Source organism: Streptosporangium sp. NPDC005286 (genome assembly GCF_040607515.1).
Classification (GTDB): domain Bacteria; phylum Actinomycetota; class Actinomycetes; order Streptosporangiales; family Streptosporangiaceae; genus Streptosporangium.
Genome location: NZ_JBEXGU010000055.1, coordinates 14,706 through 29,676, shown reverse-complemented (window position 1 = coordinate 29,676; position 14,971 = coordinate 14,706). Strand labels below are relative to the sequence as shown.

The following is a 14,971-nucleotide window of genomic DNA, read 5'->3' as shown; positions in this document are numbered from 1 at the left end:
CGGCCCTGTATCGGCATGGCCGTTGTGGGGCGATGGCCCATTTCACGAGTTCATCCAGTCATCGGAGAGGGTGGCTTAGTTCGTGCTGCGCAAATTACCGGGGGCGGAAGTTCAGAGTGTCGTCTCGACGACGCCGGATACGTCGATCGTGTGGGCGCCGACGGTGGTCAAGACGCCTGCGATCGTCACCATCGCCGTGTGGGTGTGGCGGCTGGCTGTGGGCCTGGTGCGGATGGTGTGGCGTCACCCGCTGGTCTGTTCGCTGGTGGGCGGGGTGTCGGCGTCGGTGGCGGTGGCCGGCTGGTACCTGACGGTGGTCATCGTCGGGGCGCTGATCTGCGTGGTCAGCACGTGGGCCGGGCTGTGGCCTGCGCTGGGGATGCGGGTTCTGGTGTGGCCTGCGGTGGGCTGGCTGCGCCTGGTGGGGGTGTATCGGCGTCGCTGGCGCGCGGTGGTGGCCGTGGCGGGGCTGGGCCGGGTGGTGCGGGGCCGTACCTACCTGCCTGACCTGGTGGGGGTGACCTCGGACCGGTGGTGTGATCGGGTGACGGTCCGGATGCTGGATGGGCAGTCCGATGAGGAGTTCGCGAGCGCGCAGGCGAACTTGGCGCATGGGTTCGGGGCGGTGGGCTGCCGGATCTCCTCACCTCGTCCGGGGTGGGTGACGTTGACGGTCCCGCGCCGCGATGCGTTGGCGCGGGTGGTGCCTGCCCGTCCGATCCCCCGGTATCCGCAGGTGGCGACGGTGGATGTCGGGATGGATGAGCGGGGGCGTCCGTATCGGCTCAAGGTGCACGGGACACATGTGCTGATCGCGGGCGCCACCGGTTCCGGTAAGGGGTCGTGGCTGTGGTCGGTGGTTCGGGGGCTGTTGCCCGCTGCCTGTGAGGGCTGGGTGGAGCTGTGGGCCTTGGACCCCAAACGGATGGAGCTGTCTTACGGGCGGGCGCTGTTTGACCGGTACGCGGCGACGGCGGAGGACTGCGCGGAGCTGCTGGAGCGGGCCGTTGAGGTCATGCAGGAGCGGGCGGACCGGTACGCGGGGGTGAGGCGTAGCCACGAGCCGACGACCCGTGACCCGTTCGTCCTGGTGATCGTCGATGAGATCGCGTTCCTGACGGCCTACCAGAGTGACAAGGGTCTCAAGCTGCGCATCACGGCGGCGCTGGCGACACTGACCACGCAGGGCCGCGCGGTCGGCATCGGGGTCATGGCGGCACTTCAGGACCCGCGAAAGGACGTGCTCACCATTCGCAACCTGTTCCCCGACCGGATCGCGTTGCGCCTGGATGAGCCGGGTCAGGTGGACATGGTGCTCGGTGACGGTGCCCGTGATCGGGGGGCGTTGGCCGACCAGATCGCCCGTGATCCGTCAGACCCCAGCGTCGGCGCGGGCGTGGCCTACGTGCGCTTGGAGAACGGCCCTGACCCGGTGCGGGTGCGGGCGGCCTACGTCTCGGATGAGGAGATCAAGCGGATGGTGCTCACGTACTCCGTGGTCGGGGAGGCCGTGTGACTCTCTACGTCGTTCTTCCCGATCTGATGTGCGCGACGTGTGGTGAGAGCGATCAGCTCTGGCAGGACGTGACGCTCGCGCTGATCGAGTGCCGGGCCTGCGGTACGCGGTACCTGGCCGGTGGCATCGAGGCGCTCGATGAGGGCGTGGGCTTCGGGCTTGACCTGTATGACGACTACGACGGGTGGGGCGCTTGACCGTTGAGGTTGAGCGGGGGCGGGGGCTGGGTGTTCTGCGGGACGCGCGGCTCCTGGCTCTCGATGCTGCTGAGCAGATCGCGGCCACGAACGGGGTGTGTATCCGTCCGCTGGTGCATCGGCGGGTGGATATCGCCACGGGTCGCTCTGACATGGTGCACGTGCCGTGCGGGGCGAGGCTGGAGGCCAAGTGTCCGCCGTGTGCGAAGCGGAACCGTCAGGTGCGGCGGGCGCAGTGCCGGGAGGGCTGGCATCTGGAGACTGAGCCGCCGATGGCCGGGGCGGGCGGGCCGGTCACGGTGGCTGAGCCGGGTGAGGCGGGCGAGGGTCAGCGGTGGCTGGTCGAGATGCGGGCGGACCTGGAGGCACAGCGGGAGGTAGCCGCGTGCATGGGTGCCGACACGGCGGGGCTGGAAGCGGCGATCGTGGCCGTGGAGGCGGAGATCGGCGCGGCAGAAGTGCGGGCGGCGCAGTACGACGCGGAAGCGCTGGCCGGACAGGGCCGGGGGCATCGGGTGCGCTCGACCAGGCGGCGGCAGGATGCGCCGGATCTGCCTCGGCGCACGATGCGGGATACGACGGTGGGGCGGACGTATGCGGCGCCGGATGGGCGGGTGTATCGCCCGTCGATGTTCATCACACTCACGCTGCCGTCGTATGGGCGGGTGCGGGGCGGGGTGCCGGTCGATCCGGGCACGTACGACTACCGGCGGGCGACGCGGGATGCGCTGCATTTTTCCAAGCTGGTGGATCGGTTCGTGCAGAACCTTCGCCGGGTGGCCGGGTTCAGCGTGCAGTACTTCGCCTCGGTGGAGGGACAGAAACGCGGTGCCCCGCACCTGCACATGGCGATCCGGGGGACGCTGCCTCGGGCGGAGTTGCGGCAGATCATCGCGGCGACGTATCACCAGGTGTGGTGGCCTGCGGCTGATGAGGCGGTGTACGAGGGTGATCGTCTGCCGGTGTGGTCGGAGGGTGCGGGGGGCTACGTCGATCCGGCGTCGGGTGAGGTGCTGCCGAGGTGGGATGAGGCGCTGGATCGCCTCGGCGTCGATGAGGACGCGGCGCCGTTGCATGTGGTGCGCTTCGGCGTTCAGTACGACGTACAGGGGTTGCTCGCCGGGACGGCGGATGCTGACCAGCGGGTCAGGTACCTGACGAAGTACCTGACGAAGAGTCTCGGTGAGACGGTGGTCGATGGTGAGGACGGGGGTGCGGCGCGGCGGGCTCATGTGGCGCGGCTGGTGGCTGCGCTGCGGTTTGAGCCGTGCTCTCCTGGCTGCTCCAACTGGTTGCGGTACGGGGTGCAGCCGAGGGGGGCTGTGTCGGGGCTGGTGCCGGGGTGGTGTCGGGGCAAGGCGCACCGGGCCGAACAGCTGGGGTATGGCGGCCGGCGGGTCCTGGTGTCGCGGCGGTGGTCGGGCAAGTCGATGGGTGATCACAGGCGGGATCGGCGCTCGTGGGTGATGGCGGCGCTGGGGCTGGATGAGACACCGGACGCTCACCGGTACGTGTGGCGGCGAGTGGCGTGGGCTGAGGCGGATGCGGGGTCGCTGGCGCTGGGGCTGCTGCGGGAGGTGGCCAACCGGCAGCGCTGGCGCGCGGAGCTGGAGCGGCTACGGGCGCGGGCGAATGATCCACCGCACGATTCCGAGACGGCTGCATTAGGGAATGCCGATGTCCTGATCGGAGGGTGAAAAGAACGCGCTAAACCGGTAGGTATGAACGCACGTCAATCGAGAGGGAGGAAGGTAGCGAGTGGTCTTCGATTTCGATGAGTTCATAGCGAAATTCACCTGGTTCCACTGGGGGCTGTTCATCGTCTGCGGGCTGGTCATGCTCGTCAGTTCGGTTCGCAGGGCGCTGGAGTGGTGGGGTGATAGGGAGTGGCGGAAGAAGCAGGGGTTGTCGGACTCGGACGCGCGTGAACTAGTGGAAGAGCAGCGGGCACGCCGGGTGTGGCGGGAGCGTCGGCGCACGCACTACGAATAAGCGGGCGGATATCGAATCGAAAGGAAATGGTGGCTGATCACGATGGGTGAGGTTTTCGCGGTTGAGGTGCTGCTGATCCCGCTGGGCGTGGTGTTTGTGGCCATGCTGGTGGGCTGGTGGATGACGCGGCGGATTCGAAACCGGCGGATCGATCGGAGGCGTCCAGTGGTTCAGGGGGCGGTGCATGAGCGGGCGTCGTCGTCGGGAGTGCCGTGGCCGGTGCGCCCTTATGTGATCAGCACGATCACGACCGACACGATCACGAAGGAATTCGAGGAGGAGAGCGCTGTTCAGGAATGGCTGGTCTCATGGCCGCAACTAGACGAGTGGGGGCAGCAAGCCTCGAAGAGGCCGGGGGTGGAGGCTATGGCGGTGTATGAGAACCAGGGGGCGCGGATCAGTACGGCGTGGACGTGGGAGAACGGGCAGTTGGCGGGCAAGACCGTGTATCCCTGGTCGTGGCAGTCAGCGCTGAGGGCTCATGGATCTAGCGGCAGTGGCGGCAAGCACAACCGCTGAGAAGGACGGGAAGGGCGGCGGGCGGTAGGTGCGCCTGAGAGATCGATTTGCCCGAGGTGGGCGCGCTGGGGAAGTCGCGCGGAGCACCGTTCGCCTGGGTGGGCGGGTGGGGTACGGCGGCGGGGTGGCAGAGCAAGCGGTGATCACGGTACGTGGTCACGGATACGGACAGTGACGGAGGTGGTAGGCGGCTGAGTGAGCCGGGGGGGGAAGACGAGAGAGACGGGATGGACGCTTATATAGCCGAGATGGTCAGTGGCTGGCCTGCGCTGGGTGAGCGGGAGCGGGAGCGGTTGGCGCTGCTGCTGGGGGGTTAGAACCAAAAGGCGCCCTTGCCGGAGTGATCCGGTAGGGGCGCTCTTGGCGTGTGGGGGTCAGGCAGCGATGTCAGGGATAACAGGGGCGATCTTCACACGCTCGGTGATCGGGATGGATTTTTCGCTCCGGCCGCGTCCGATGGGCATGAGCTTCACAGTGATCAGCATTTTCAAGATTTCCCGCTGGCGCCCCAGGGTGAGCCCGTCCCAAGTGCGCGCGGCGTCGTCGGTCAGCAGGAATTCGGCGAGTGGGCTTTCTGCGGTCGAGTCGCGTAGCTGGGCGCGGATCTCCTCTATGCGCGTGTCGGCGATGGTCCGGACTTCGTCCAACTCGTCGTCGTCCATCTTCATCAGTGTCCATCGGCGCGATGCGTCGCGCTTGCGCTGATGTAGGGCTTCGATCTCTTGGCGGAGGGCGGCGACTTCCTCGACGCTCAGGCGCTTGCCCTGGTTGGGCAGCAACTCGGCCAGATCGTCACGAGACAGGCGCGCAATGATGACCTTCCGCACGTAGGCGTCCACGTCCTCGATGGTGTGGCTACAGTCCCCCCGCAGGGCACACCGGTAGACCATGCGCCCGTTCTTGCGGGTCGCTTTGGCTGTCGTGCCGTCGTTGCACTGCCCGCACTGGTAGATGAGGCTTCCTAACCAGCGGGGGACGTTGCCGGGGGATGTCTTGCGCTTGGGGTCGGCAAACATCGTGATCAAGGCTTGGCGGATGTCCTCGGGCAAGATGGGGGGCAATACGTCGCGCCGGATGATCTCGCCCTGGTAGATCATGTGACCGGACGTGCGGGGGTGGGTGAGAATGCCTCGGACGGTGTTGGAGTTCCACCCCTTGACCTCGACCGGCTTACGGTTCCGGCGCAGAATGCGGCCGTCGCTCTGGACCGCTGTCGGCACGTTGCGTTCGGCGAGATCGCGCAAGACCTGACCCATAGGAACGCCAGACAGTAGGGCACTGGCCCATCGGCGGATCTCTGCTGTCTCGGCTTCGTTGTGCTGGGACATGTCCAACACCGGGCGGTCTTCGTAGCGGCGGTCCATGGGCGGGGCCTTGGGGTTGACACACACGCTTCGCACGCGCCCGGTGTCCACACCCCATCCGTAGGGGCGGAATCCGCCACCGTAGGCGCCCTGGCGGGCCTGCCGCTTGCGCGCGATGGTGACCCGTTCTCCTCGGTGCTCGCTCTCGTACTCGGCTGCGCTGGTGTCGTCTCGTAGTTCCTTGCGGCCTGATGCCTTCTCCAGGTTGTAGAAACCGCCTTTGGTCGTGGAGTACAGGCGGACACCGTGCTTACGTGCGAGCTTGATGAAGGGGTTCACCTCCTCACTCGTGCGGTGCAACCTGTTGGCGTGCCAGATGATGACAAGACCGATTAGCCCGGCCTTCATGTCGGAGATCAGACGGTTGTACTCGGGCCGCTCTACGCCACTGAACGCGGACACGTCGTTATCGGTGTAGGTCCGGGTGATGTCAACGTCCAGTTCAATGGCGGCGTCTTCGTTCTCGTCGTGCTGAGACTCCACACCTTCGGCTGCGCCGGACCTGTCCAAGCTGATCCGGCAGTAGTCCACCGTTGCCCTGGCGCCGCGCTCCAACAGACATGTCATGGCCAGTACCTCCCGATTCGCCGCCCTTTGCCCTTGTGGTACCTATTCTGCTAGTCGGAAAATCCACTCTGCTGCACCTGCTGGGTGGCCTGGAGCGGCCTACCGATGGAGAGGTGTGGCTGGCCGGGCGGCGCGTCGACACGCTGAGCGAGCGGGCTCTGGCGCGCATGCGGCGCCGGTCGGTGGGGTTCGTCTTCCAGGCCTTCCATCTGGTGGAGGAGCTGTCGGCGGCCGAGAACGTGGAGCTGCCCGTGCTGCTGGCCGGGCGCTCGCGCCGCCAGGCCAGGCGCCGCGCGAGCCTGCTGCTGGAACGGGTCGGGCTCGCCGACCGTGCCCGGCATCTGCCGTCGCAGCTGTCCGGTGGGCAGCGTCAGCGGATCGCCATCGCCCGTGCGCTGGCCAACGACCCGCTGGTCGTCCTGGCCGACGAGCCGACCGGCAACCTCGACACCGCGGCGACCCTCGATGTGCTGAGGATCTTCGAAGATCTGCGTGCCGCGGGGCAGACCCTCGTGATCGTCACGCACGACGAACGGGTCGCATCCACCGCGGACCGGCTGATCTCGATGCGCGACGGGATGTTCGTCGACGACACCCGGCTGGCCGGCACCGGCACCGGGTGGCTCGGCGGCCTGATCGGGCTGGAGGGCTGAACGTCATGGGCTCCATCGTGCTCGTCGTGCGCCTGGTACTGGCCGACGTGCGCCGGCACAAGGTCCAGGCCGCGATGCTTCTGCTCGCGGTCACCGTGGCAACCGCCACCCTGGCGTTGGGCCTGTCCCTGCGCGGCGTGAGCGACGCGCTGTACGAGCAGACCCGCGCGGCCACCGCCGGGCCGGACGTGGTGGCGCTCTCTCCCGCCTCCGGCCCGGCCGTGACCCCGGCTCTGGCCTCGCTGGCGGACGATCCCGAAGCAGTCGCCCACCATGGCCCCTATCGCATCGTCTACGCCGACCTGACCACGCGCGATTCCACCTCGTCCTCAGTGGTGGTGCAGGGCTTCGCCGAGACGCCCGGCGCGGTCAACCGGCCGCTGGTGACCTCGGGTCGTTGGGTACGCTCCGGCGGCACGGTCCTCGAACGCGGTTTCGCCACCGCGCTGGGCGTCGGCGTCGGCGACCGCGTCATCATCGCCGGCCGGTCGTACCCCGTCGTCGGGATCGCTGTCACCGCGGCCACCTCCATCTACCCCTGGGCGGCGCAGATCGGCCCGTACGGCGGGGGGAGCGACTACAGCGGCCTGGCCTGGATGACCCGATCGGATGCCCGGACACTGGCATCGTCCCAAGATCTCCCGGTGACCATGGCCCTGGACCTCAAGCTGCGCGACCCCGCCGCCACCGAGGCCTTCCGCGACGCACACCGCGACTCCACCATCTGGATCAACTTCCGCTCCTGGCAGTTCACCGCCGAACAGGACATGGTCATCCTCAAGGACAGCCAGCCGATCCTGGTCGTCGGCAGCTGGCTGCTCAGTTTCCTGGCCATCACCGGAGTGGCGGCGCTGGCCGCGGGACGCGCCGTCGAGCAGACGCGCCGGGCCGGGCTGCTCAAGGCCGTCGGCGCCGCCCCGGGTCTGATCGCCGCCGTCCTGCTCACCGAGTACCTGGCGCTGGCGCTGGTCGGCGACACGCTGGGGCTGGTGATCGCCCGCCTGGCCGTGCCCGCCATCGCCAGCCCCACCGCCAGCCGGATCGGCGACGCGGTCGGGGTGACCGCCGCCACCGTCGCGGCGGCGACCGTCCTCGCCGTGGCGGTGGCGGTGCTGTCCACGCTGCGTCCCACGCGCTGCGGGCCAGTCGTACGGCGACCGTCACGGCGCTGACCGTCACCGCGCACCAGCCCCGTCACCGACCCTGGCTCACCGCGCTGTCCGCGCTGCTGCCCACGCCGCTGCTGCTCGGGCTGCGGCTGACCGCCCGCCGGCCGGGCCGCGCCGTGCTGCAGGCGTGCTCCACCGCCACCACGGTGATCGCGATCGTCGCCCTGCTGACCCTCTACGCCCAGCAGGAGAGGGGCTACGGCCTGGATGGCTCCTCCGTCCTGCCCAACCTGCGCGGCGAGCACGACCGCCGGCTGATGCTCGCCGTCACCATCCTGCTGATCGCACTCGCCGTCGTGAACACCATCACGCTCACCTGGACCACTGCCATGGAGGCCCGGGCGAACATGGCCATCGCACGTACGCTCGGCGCCACCCCAGGGCAGATCACCGCGGGACTGTCCACCGCCCAGCTCCTGCCCGCGCTGGCCGGCGCCATCATCGGCATCCCTCTGGGCATCGGCCTGCTCTCGCTCTTCGCCGCCAGGAATGCGGCGGAACCCCCCTCCTCCTGGCTGCTCGGCGCCGCACTCGCGACTCTCCTGGCGACGGCGGCACTCACCGCCCTGCCCGCACGCCTGGCGGCCCGCCGGCCCGTGGCACAGACCCTCAGCGCCGAAACAGCGTGACCGGCCCCGCTCAGCAGGCGTCGGCGGCAGCGGCGCTCAGCGGCCGGCACAGTCCCGCGTTCTGACAGCAGCGTCACCGCGGCCGGCTAGGCGGGCCGGTTCTGCTGCTTTCGCAAGGCCGCCATGGCCGCGCCCACGATGCCCGCCTCGTTCTGGAGAGCCGCGGGGACGATCGGGGTACGTATCTTGATCCGGGGCAGGAACCTGTCGGCCTTCTTGCTGATCCCTCCGCCGATGACGAACAGCGAGGGAGAGAAAAGCACCTCAAGGTGTTCGAGATACTCGGTCACCCGGTCGGCCCACTCGTCCCAGCCGAGGTCGTGTGCCTCCCGCGCGTGGGCGGAGGCATGCTTCTCCGCCTCCTTGCCCCTGATCTCCAGGTGGCCGAGCTCGGTGTTGGGCACCAGACGGCCGTCCATGAGCAGGGCACTGCCGATCCCGGTGCCGAAGGTCAGCAGCATGACCACCCCCGATCTGCCCTTGGCCGCCCCTGCCCCCACCTCGGCCAGGCCTGCCGCGTCGGCGTCGTTGAGCACCGTCGTCGGCAGGCCGGTCTCCGCGGAGAACAGCTCTCGCACGTTCGTGCCGATCCAGTCCTTGTCCACGTTGGCGGCCGAGCCGGCGACCCCGTCGATCACGACTCCAGGAAAGGTCACACCCACCGGCCCGTCCCAGTCGAAGTGCCGGACGATCCGCACCACCACTTCGGCCACCGCTCTGGGCTTGGCGGGCTTCGGTGTGGGAATGCGCAACCGCTCTCGCGTCAGCCGTCCCGTGGTGACGTCCACCGGCGCACCCTTGATTCCCGACCCGCCGATGTCGATTCCCAGCGCTTCCATGTGCCTACCTCCTGCCGGTTCCCCTTCCCCCTGATAGGCGGCTGATACTCGTTTGCAGATGGCGGTCAACCCGATTGAAAGCAGCCCAATTCAGACTGTGGGCATCGCAGCCGGAAAGGAACCCCTCCCATGACGATCACCCGTTCCCTGACAGCACTCGCCCTCGCCGCCGCTCTCATATCGATCGCCCCAGTGGCCGCCCAGGCCTCGACCGGCCCCACCGAGGACACGACGGCCGCGCAGAGCGCCACCCAGGGCACCATCCAGTGGGGCGTCCGGTACGCTCCCGGCCGGAAGGCCAAGACACACGGCTCGCTGACGGTCACCGGCGAGGACCACGCCGACATCCCGGCCGCCGCGACGGGCCGGATCTCCGGCAAGGTCTACGACCTGACCAAGGGGCCCTCCTGCGGCTGGGCGGTCTTCCGCCTCACCTACCGGACCGCGGACGGGAACCTGCCGTTCAAGCACCACAGTGTCGTCGACTGCTCGTACGGCACTCCGAAGTCGTTCTCGTTCACCCAGCGCGACCTCTACGAGGTCGAGCTGAAGGTCTGCTCGGAGGCCAAGGCTTCCAAGCCCTCGCTGAACTGCCTGTACGAGGGCACCTGGAAGGTCCTCTACGTCTCGAAGTGACCGACGGCCGGAGCCGCCCTCCCCGGTGAGAGCGTCAGCTCACCGGGGAGGCGGCCCGGCGCCTGCGGCGCACCATGAATCCGAGTGCCGTCGCGGGCAGCACGACCAGTCCCGCGATCAGCCCCGCCATGGGCAGGTAGTCCTGGTCGGGCGTGACAGGCGGGCCCGTGCCCGTCGCGGGGAAGGTGATGGTGGCGGTGACCGCCCGTTTCACCATGCCGCTCATCAGGGTCAGCTTCGCCTTCCAGGGCCCTGCCGGCACCTGCGGGTCCAGGGTCACGATCACCGGAGCGGCGGCCCCCGGAAGCAGCGTGACTCCCAGGTCGGCGGGGAAGGGCCCGGTCTGCAGGCCACTCGGTCCGTCCGACAGCGCCAGCGTCCCGCTCATGTCCAGCGTCCGCTCACCGGTGTTACGGACCAGTGCCGCCACCTGCGGGCTGCCGTCCGTGCCGCGCTTGGGGGTCAGGTTCTCGACCCGGAAGTCCGAAGGCGGGTCGCCACCGTTCCCGACGTCGAGGTAGACGCGGATCCCGACACGATTGATGACGCGCACGGGGTTGGTGACGTCGGGTTCGGCCACGCTCTCCGCCCAGACGACGCCGTACCGCTCGCCGCGCGAGGCGGCGGGCGGCACTGCGATCTTTACCTGCGCGACCTCCTTGCCGCCCGGTGCCACGTCGATCGAGGGGTGGTCGAGTGATATCCAGCTCGCCAGCTCGTTCTGGACCTGTCCCGGCGGCGCGCTGAAAGTGTTCCGCACGATGTCGGCACTGGCCGGATACAGGCGGATGTGCTGGGTCCTCTTGGAGGTGTTGGAAACCTCCAGTTTTCGCTGGATGGTGGTGCCCGGATGGAGATGGTCGACGATGTAGGAGAGCGCGCGCGGGTCGTTGCGGTGGCTGACCGGCGCCTCAAGGAGGCGGATGCCGATCGTGCCCCGGGGGTCGGTGGTGACCGGGCTCGCGCCGGCCGCGCCGGAGAACAGCGCGGCCAGCAGCGTCGGTATGAACGCTCCAGCGAGCCGGTTACGCCACCTGATGTGTCACCGTCCCGCTGTAGGCGCCCAGCTCGGCCGTGATGGGGACGTTGACGATCAACGTGGGGTTCCAGGTGGCCGTACTACCGCCGGTGCCCCCCGTGTGGCCGAAGGCCGTCACGGCGGTCTCCGTCGTACCGGTCAGCGTGACGGCGTCGCCTGCCGTGAGCTGGCCGGGGGTGAAGGTGCCGCCGCCGGTGGTGGCGGTCGCCGGGCCGGACCAGTACTGCACCGCGGCGAAGGGAACGGTCAGGTCGTCGACGGTGAAGTCCGTCGCGAACACCGACGCGGTCCAGAGCGAGGTGGCCCCGCCGCGGGTGTCGGAGACCGACACCGGGCCGATCTGCCCGGTGACCGTGCCGGCAGGAGCGGCGGAGCCGATGTTGGTCGGACCGGCCGGCGCGGTGATGTCCAGGCTTCCCGCCGTCACGGTGAACGTGACGATGGTGTCGGCGCTGGGGGCCGCCACCGCCGGCGCCGCCAGGATGAACAGCAAGGCGCCCGCCCCCGCCGAGGTGAGTGCGGCGAATCTCTTACGCAAGGTCTCTTCCTTCCGAATGACGGAGTCTTCGGGGGGATGAGCAAGTAATGGATCTTCCACACCCGCTGCGATCACCTTAAGAGATCAGTAACTACGCAGCGTGACCAAAACGGTAAAAGGGCGGCCCGTAGATGGCTCAGTAACGACCAAAGTGCCGGACAAGCCCCACGACGTCCCAGAGTGAGCACATCGCCCGCCGATGGACTGACCGGCGGTGGAGGCCAACACCTGAGCTGCAAATTTCAGGAATTCTTGAACACTAAATCCCTGTTTTAAAGCATGTTTCCGCAATGCTCTAACGCAAATAAGGAAGTTAGCGACAAACGACTGTGGAAACAGCGAGTTCCCTCAGCGTTTCACCGGGCCGGTCGAGGCCCTGACCACCAGTTCGGGCTCGAACAGCAGCTCGTCGGCCGGGACCAGCGCCTTGTCGATCTGGGCCGCGAGGAGGTCGACGACCGCGCGCCCCATCGCGTCGATCGGCTGGCGCAGCGTCGTCAGCGGCGGGTCCGTGCAGTTCATCAGCGCGGAGTCGTCATAGCCGATCACCGAGACGTCTCCGGGCACGGAGAGCCCCGCCCTGCGGGCCGCCCTGATCGCCCCCAGGGCCATCACGTCGCTGGCGCAGATGACGCCGGTCACGCCCTTGCGGATCAGCCGCGCGGTCGCCGCGTGCCCGCCTTCCAGGGAGAACATGGTGTGCTCCACGAACTCCGGGTCGAGCCCCGCCGCGTCCAGCTTGCGCCGCGAGGGCACGTGATCGGGGGGGCCGAGCACCATGCCGATCCGCTCGTGGCCCAGCGACCGCAGATGGCCCAGCGCCATCTCGGCGGCGGCCACGTCGTCGCAGGAGACCTGCGGGAAGGCGAGATGCGCGACGGCGGCGTTCACCAGCACGGTCGGCAGGCGCCGCTCCCGCAGCAGCTCGTAGTGCTCGTGCGAGGCGTCCGCCTGGGCGAACAGGCCTCCGGCGAACACCACACCCGACACCTGCTGCTGGAGCAGCAGGTCGACGTACTCCGCCTCGGAGACGCCGCCCAGCGTGCGGGTGCACAACACGGAGGTGAACCCCTGCTGGGCCAGCGCCCCGCCGACCACCTCGGCGAAAGCGGGGAAGATGGGATTCTGCAGCTCGGGGAGGACGAGCCCGACCAGCCTCGCCCTGTCACCCCGCAGCTGGGTCGGCCGCTCGTAGCCGAGCACGTCGAGCGCGGTGAGAACGGCCTCGCGGGTCGCCTCGGACACCCCGGGCTTCCCGTTGAGCACGCGGCTGACCGTCGCCTCGCTCATCCCGACCTTCTTGGCCACTTCTGCAAGCCGTCGCGTCATGATGAAACTATAAGGCAAGGGAAGCAATTACTTGCGTAAACTTGCGAAAGTTACGTCAAGAGTCAAGGTGCCGGTAGCCGTCCCGTTCAGCTCTCGGTGATCCGACCGGCGTCGACGTGGATGCGCCGGGTGGTGTGCACCGCGTCCAGCATCCGGCGGTCGTGGGTGACCAGCAGCAGCGTACCGGGATAGGAGGCGAGCGCGGACTCCAGCTGTTCGATCGCGGCCAGATCCAGGTGGTTGGTCGGCTCGTCGAGCACGAGCAGGTTCACCCCGCGCGCCTGGAGCAGCGCCAGCGCCGCCCTGGTCCGCTCCCCCGGCGACAGGGTGACGGCCGGGCGCGGCACATGCGCGGCGCGCAGCCCGAACTTGGCCAGCAGCGTACGGACGTCGGCGGGGGCCATGTCGGGCACGGCGGCCCCGAAGGCGTCCACCAGGGGCTCGTCGCCGAGGAACAGCCCGCGTGCCTGGTCCACCTCGCCGACGACCACGCCGGGACCGAGTGAGGCACCTCCCTCCTGAAGCGGGATCCGGCCCAGGAGCGCGGCGAGCAGCGTGGACTTGCCCGAGCCGTTGGCACCGGTGACCGCCACCCGGTCGGCCCAGCCGATCTGCAGGTTCACCGGGCCGAGAGCGAACGCGCCGCGCCGGACCACGGCCTCGCGCAGCGTCGCGACGACGGCTCCGGAGCGGGGGGCGACCGCGATCTCCATCCGGAGCTCCCACTCCTTGCGGGGCTCCTCGACCTCCTCCAGCCGCTCGATCATCCGCTCGGTCTGGCGGGCCTTCGCGGCCTGCTTCTCGGTCGTCTCGGCACGGAGGTTACGGCCGATCTTGTCATTGTCCGTCGCCTTGCGCCGCGCGTTCCTGACGCCCTTCTCCATCCAGGCACGCTGGATCCCGGCGCGCTGCTTGAGGGCCGCGACGGTGCCGGCGTACTCCTCATACTCGTCGCGAGCGTGCCGGCGGGCGACCTCACGCTCGGCGAGGTACGCCTCGTAGCCGCCGCCGTGCAGGCGGATCAACCGCTGGACGAGATCGAGTTCGACGACCCGGTTCACGGTCCTGGCCAGGAACTCGCGGTCGTGGCTGACCAGGACGGTCCCAGCGCGCAGACCGGTGACAAAGCGTTCGAGCCGCTCCAGCCCCTCCAGGTCGAGATCGTTGGTGGGCTCGTCCAGCAGGAAGACGTCGTAGCGGCTGAGTAGCAGGGAGGCCATGCCCGCCCGCGCCGCCTGCCCCCCGGAGAGCGCCGTCATCGGCCGGTCGAGCTCCACGGCGAGGCCGAGTTCGGCGACCACCTCCCCCGCGCGGTCCTCCAGGTCGGCACCGCCCAGGGCCAGCCAGCGCTCCAGACCCGCGGCGTACTCGTCGTCGGCCCCCGGACGGCCCTCGACCAGCCCCTGGGTCGCGGCGTCCAGCGCGCGCTGCGCGGCGGCCACCCCGGTGCGGCGGGCCAGGAAGTCCGCGACCGTCTCGTCCGCCCGGCGCTCGCGCTCCTGCGGCAGGTAGCCGACCGACGCCGAGGGCGGGCTGAGCCGTACGGAGCCGTGCTCGGGAGGCAGCAGCCCGGCGAGGATCCGCATCAGGGTGGACTTCCCCGCGCCGTTCACCCCGACCAGGCCGACGACGTCGCCCGGGGCGACCACCAGGTCGAGCCCGGTGAAAAGCGCTCGGTCGCCGTGTCCGGCGGCCAGATCCTTGGCGACGATGGTGGCACTCATGCGTAAACGTTATCCGCCCTCGGCGGCCGCGACGTCATGTCCGATATGTCCGATTTAGTGTCAGGCCACCCCGAGCGGGCACCGCGCGCCACCCCGGCCCTTATTCCCGGCAAATCGGACATATCTCTTTTTGTGGAAAAAACTTTTCTGACGGCGGCGACCGGCCATTGACCTGCCCATTCCCGCAGAGAAACATTACCTTACGGAGACTTAAAGCTACTTTTTTTGGGGCTTTGGGCAACATCACTTACTTCTGAGCC

The 14,971-nt window shown here is 68.8% G+C and carries 15 protein-coding genes; 9 read left to right on the top strand and 6 right to left on the bottom strand.

What is annotated here, in order from left to right; genetic code table 11:
* Window positions 1–82 precede the first annotated feature (82 nt).
* From ABZU75_RS21175 to ABZU75_RS21155, 5 genes are all read left to right on the top strand, one after another.
* Window positions 83–1,516 (top strand): FtsK/SpoIIIE domain-containing protein, encoded by a 1,434-nt coding sequence (locus ABZU75_RS21175; protein ID WP_355556678.1) that lies wholly within the window; start codon window positions 83–85, stop codon window positions 1,514–1,516.
* Window positions 1,513–1,713: a hypothetical protein gene (locus ABZU75_RS21170; RefSeq protein ID WP_355556676.1), complete on the top strand. Its 201-nt coding sequence runs from the start codon at window positions 1,513–1,515 to the stop codon at window positions 1,711–1,713. Before ABZU75_RS21175 ends, ABZU75_RS21170 begins: the two co-directional genes overlap by 4 nt.
* Window positions 1,701–3,410: a replication initiator gene (locus ABZU75_RS21165; RefSeq protein ID WP_355556674.1), complete on the top strand. Its 1,710-nt coding sequence runs from the start codon at window positions 1,701–1,703 to the stop codon at window positions 3,408–3,410. The genes ABZU75_RS21170 and ABZU75_RS21165 overlap by 13 nt, the downstream gene beginning before the upstream one ends.
* A gap of 61 nt (window positions 3,411–3,471) precedes the next feature.
* Window positions 3,472–3,705, top strand: a complete 234-nt coding sequence (locus ABZU75_RS21160; protein ID WP_355556672.1) for a hypothetical protein — start codon at window positions 3,472–3,474, stop codon at window positions 3,703–3,705.
* Window positions 3,706–3,747: 42 nt separating this feature from the next.
* Window positions 3,748–4,224 carry a hypothetical protein gene (locus ABZU75_RS21155; RefSeq protein ID WP_355556670.1) on the top strand — a complete coding sequence of 159 codons (477 nt, stop codon included), beginning with the start codon at window positions 3,748–3,750 and terminating at the stop codon, window positions 4,222–4,224.
* 374 nt (window positions 4,225–4,598) lie between these two features.
* Here the strand turns inward: ABZU75_RS21155 and ABZU75_RS21150 are convergent, their stop codons facing one another.
* Entirely contained in the window at window positions 4,599–6,155 is a 1,557-nt protein-coding gene (locus ABZU75_RS21150; RefSeq protein WP_355556668.1) for a recombinase family protein, read from the bottom strand.
* 35 nt (window positions 6,156–6,190) lie between these two features.
* On the opposite strand from ABZU75_RS21150, the gene ABZU75_RS21145 reads away from it, so the two are divergent.
* The 3 genes from ABZU75_RS21145 to ABZU75_RS21135 all read left to right on the top strand — a co-directional run bounded on the left by ABZU75_RS21145 (window position 6,191) and on the right by ABZU75_RS21135 (window position 8,606).
* Window positions 6,191–6,808, top strand: a complete 618-nt coding sequence (locus ABZU75_RS21145; RefSeq protein WP_355556665.1) for an ABC transporter ATP-binding protein — start codon at window positions 6,191–6,193, stop codon at window positions 6,806–6,808.
* A gap of 5 nt (window positions 6,809–6,813) precedes the next feature.
* Window positions 6,814–7,980, top strand: a complete 1,167-nt coding sequence (locus ABZU75_RS21140) for an ABC transporter permease (RefSeq protein ID WP_355556662.1) — start codon at window positions 6,814–6,816, stop codon at window positions 7,978–7,980.
* A 113-nt stretch (window positions 7,981–8,093) separates the two neighbouring features.
* Entirely contained in the window at window positions 8,094–8,606 is a 513-nt protein-coding gene (locus ABZU75_RS21135) for an FtsX-like permease family protein (RefSeq protein ID WP_355556659.1), read from the top strand.
* A gap of 86 nt (window positions 8,607–8,692) precedes the next feature.
* Here ABZU75_RS21135 and ppgK read toward each other — a convergent pair whose 3' ends face one another.
* On the bottom strand, window positions 8,693–9,445 hold the full coding sequence (gene ppgK / locus ABZU75_RS21130) for a polyphosphate--glucose phosphotransferase (RefSeq protein ID WP_355556656.1): 753 nt from the start codon (window positions 9,443–9,445) through the stop codon (window positions 8,693–8,695).
* A 129-nt stretch (window positions 9,446–9,574) separates the two neighbouring features.
* On the opposite strand from ppgK, the gene ABZU75_RS21125 reads away from it, so the two are divergent.
* On the top strand, window positions 9,575–10,081 hold the full coding sequence (locus tag ABZU75_RS21125) for a hypothetical protein (protein ID WP_355556653.1): 507 nt from the start codon (window positions 9,575–9,577) through the stop codon (window positions 10,079–10,081).
* 34 nt (window positions 10,082–10,115) lie between these two features.
* On the opposite strand, the gene ABZU75_RS21120 is transcribed toward ABZU75_RS21125, so the two are convergent.
* From ABZU75_RS21120 to ABZU75_RS21105, 4 genes are all read right to left on the bottom strand, one after another.
* Window positions 10,116–10,841 carry a hypothetical protein gene (locus tag ABZU75_RS21120; protein ID WP_355556650.1) on the bottom strand — a complete coding sequence of 242 codons (726 nt, stop codon included), beginning with the start codon at window positions 10,839–10,841 and terminating at the stop codon, window positions 10,116–10,118.
* Window positions 10,842–11,106: 265 nt separating this feature from the next.
* Entirely contained in the window at window positions 11,107–11,658 is a 552-nt protein-coding gene (locus ABZU75_RS21115) for a hypothetical protein (protein ID WP_355556647.1), read from the bottom strand.
* Window positions 11,659–12,006: 348 nt separating this feature from the next.
* On the bottom strand, window positions 12,007–12,987 hold the full coding sequence (locus ABZU75_RS21110) for a LacI family DNA-binding transcriptional regulator (RefSeq protein WP_030918816.1): 981 nt from the start codon (window positions 12,985–12,987) through the stop codon (window positions 12,007–12,009).
* An 86-nt stretch (window positions 12,988–13,073) separates the two neighbouring features.
* Window positions 13,074–14,711 (bottom strand): ABC-F family ATP-binding cassette domain-containing protein, encoded by a 1,638-nt coding sequence (locus tag ABZU75_RS21105; RefSeq protein WP_355556643.1) that lies wholly within the window; start codon window positions 14,709–14,711, stop codon window positions 13,074–13,076.
* Window positions 14,712–14,971 lie beyond the last annotated feature (260 nt).

What these genes read in the sequence shown, in the direction of transcription:
- ABZU75_RS21155 (WP_355556670.1), top strand. Translation starts at nt 3,748, where the DNA reads ATGGGTGAGGTTTTCGCGGTTGAGGTGCTGCTGATCCCGCTGGGCGTG.
- ABZU75_RS21110 (WP_030918816.1), bottom strand. Translation starts at nt 12,987, where the DNA reads ATGACGCGACGGCTTGCAGAAGTGGCCAAGAAGGTCGGGATGAGCGAG.
- ppgK (WP_355556656.1), bottom strand. Translation starts at nt 9,445, where the DNA reads ATGGAAGCGCTGGGAATCGACATCGGCGGGTCGGGAATCAAGGGTGCG.
- ABZU75_RS21150 (WP_355556668.1), bottom strand. Translation starts at nt 6,155, where the DNA reads ATGACATGTCTGTTGGAGCGCGGCGCCAGGGCAACGGTGGACTACTGC.
- ABZU75_RS21105 (WP_355556643.1), bottom strand. Translation starts at nt 14,711, where the DNA reads ATGAGTGCCACCATCGTCGCCAAGGATCTGGCCGCCGGACACGGCGAC.
- ABZU75_RS21125 (WP_355556653.1), top strand. Translation starts at nt 9,575, where the DNA reads ATGACGATCACCCGTTCCCTGACAGCACTCGCCCTCGCCGCCGCTCTC.
- ABZU75_RS21140 (WP_355556662.1), top strand. Translation starts at nt 6,814, where the DNA reads ATGGGCTCCATCGTGCTCGTCGTGCGCCTGGTACTGGCCGACGTGCGC.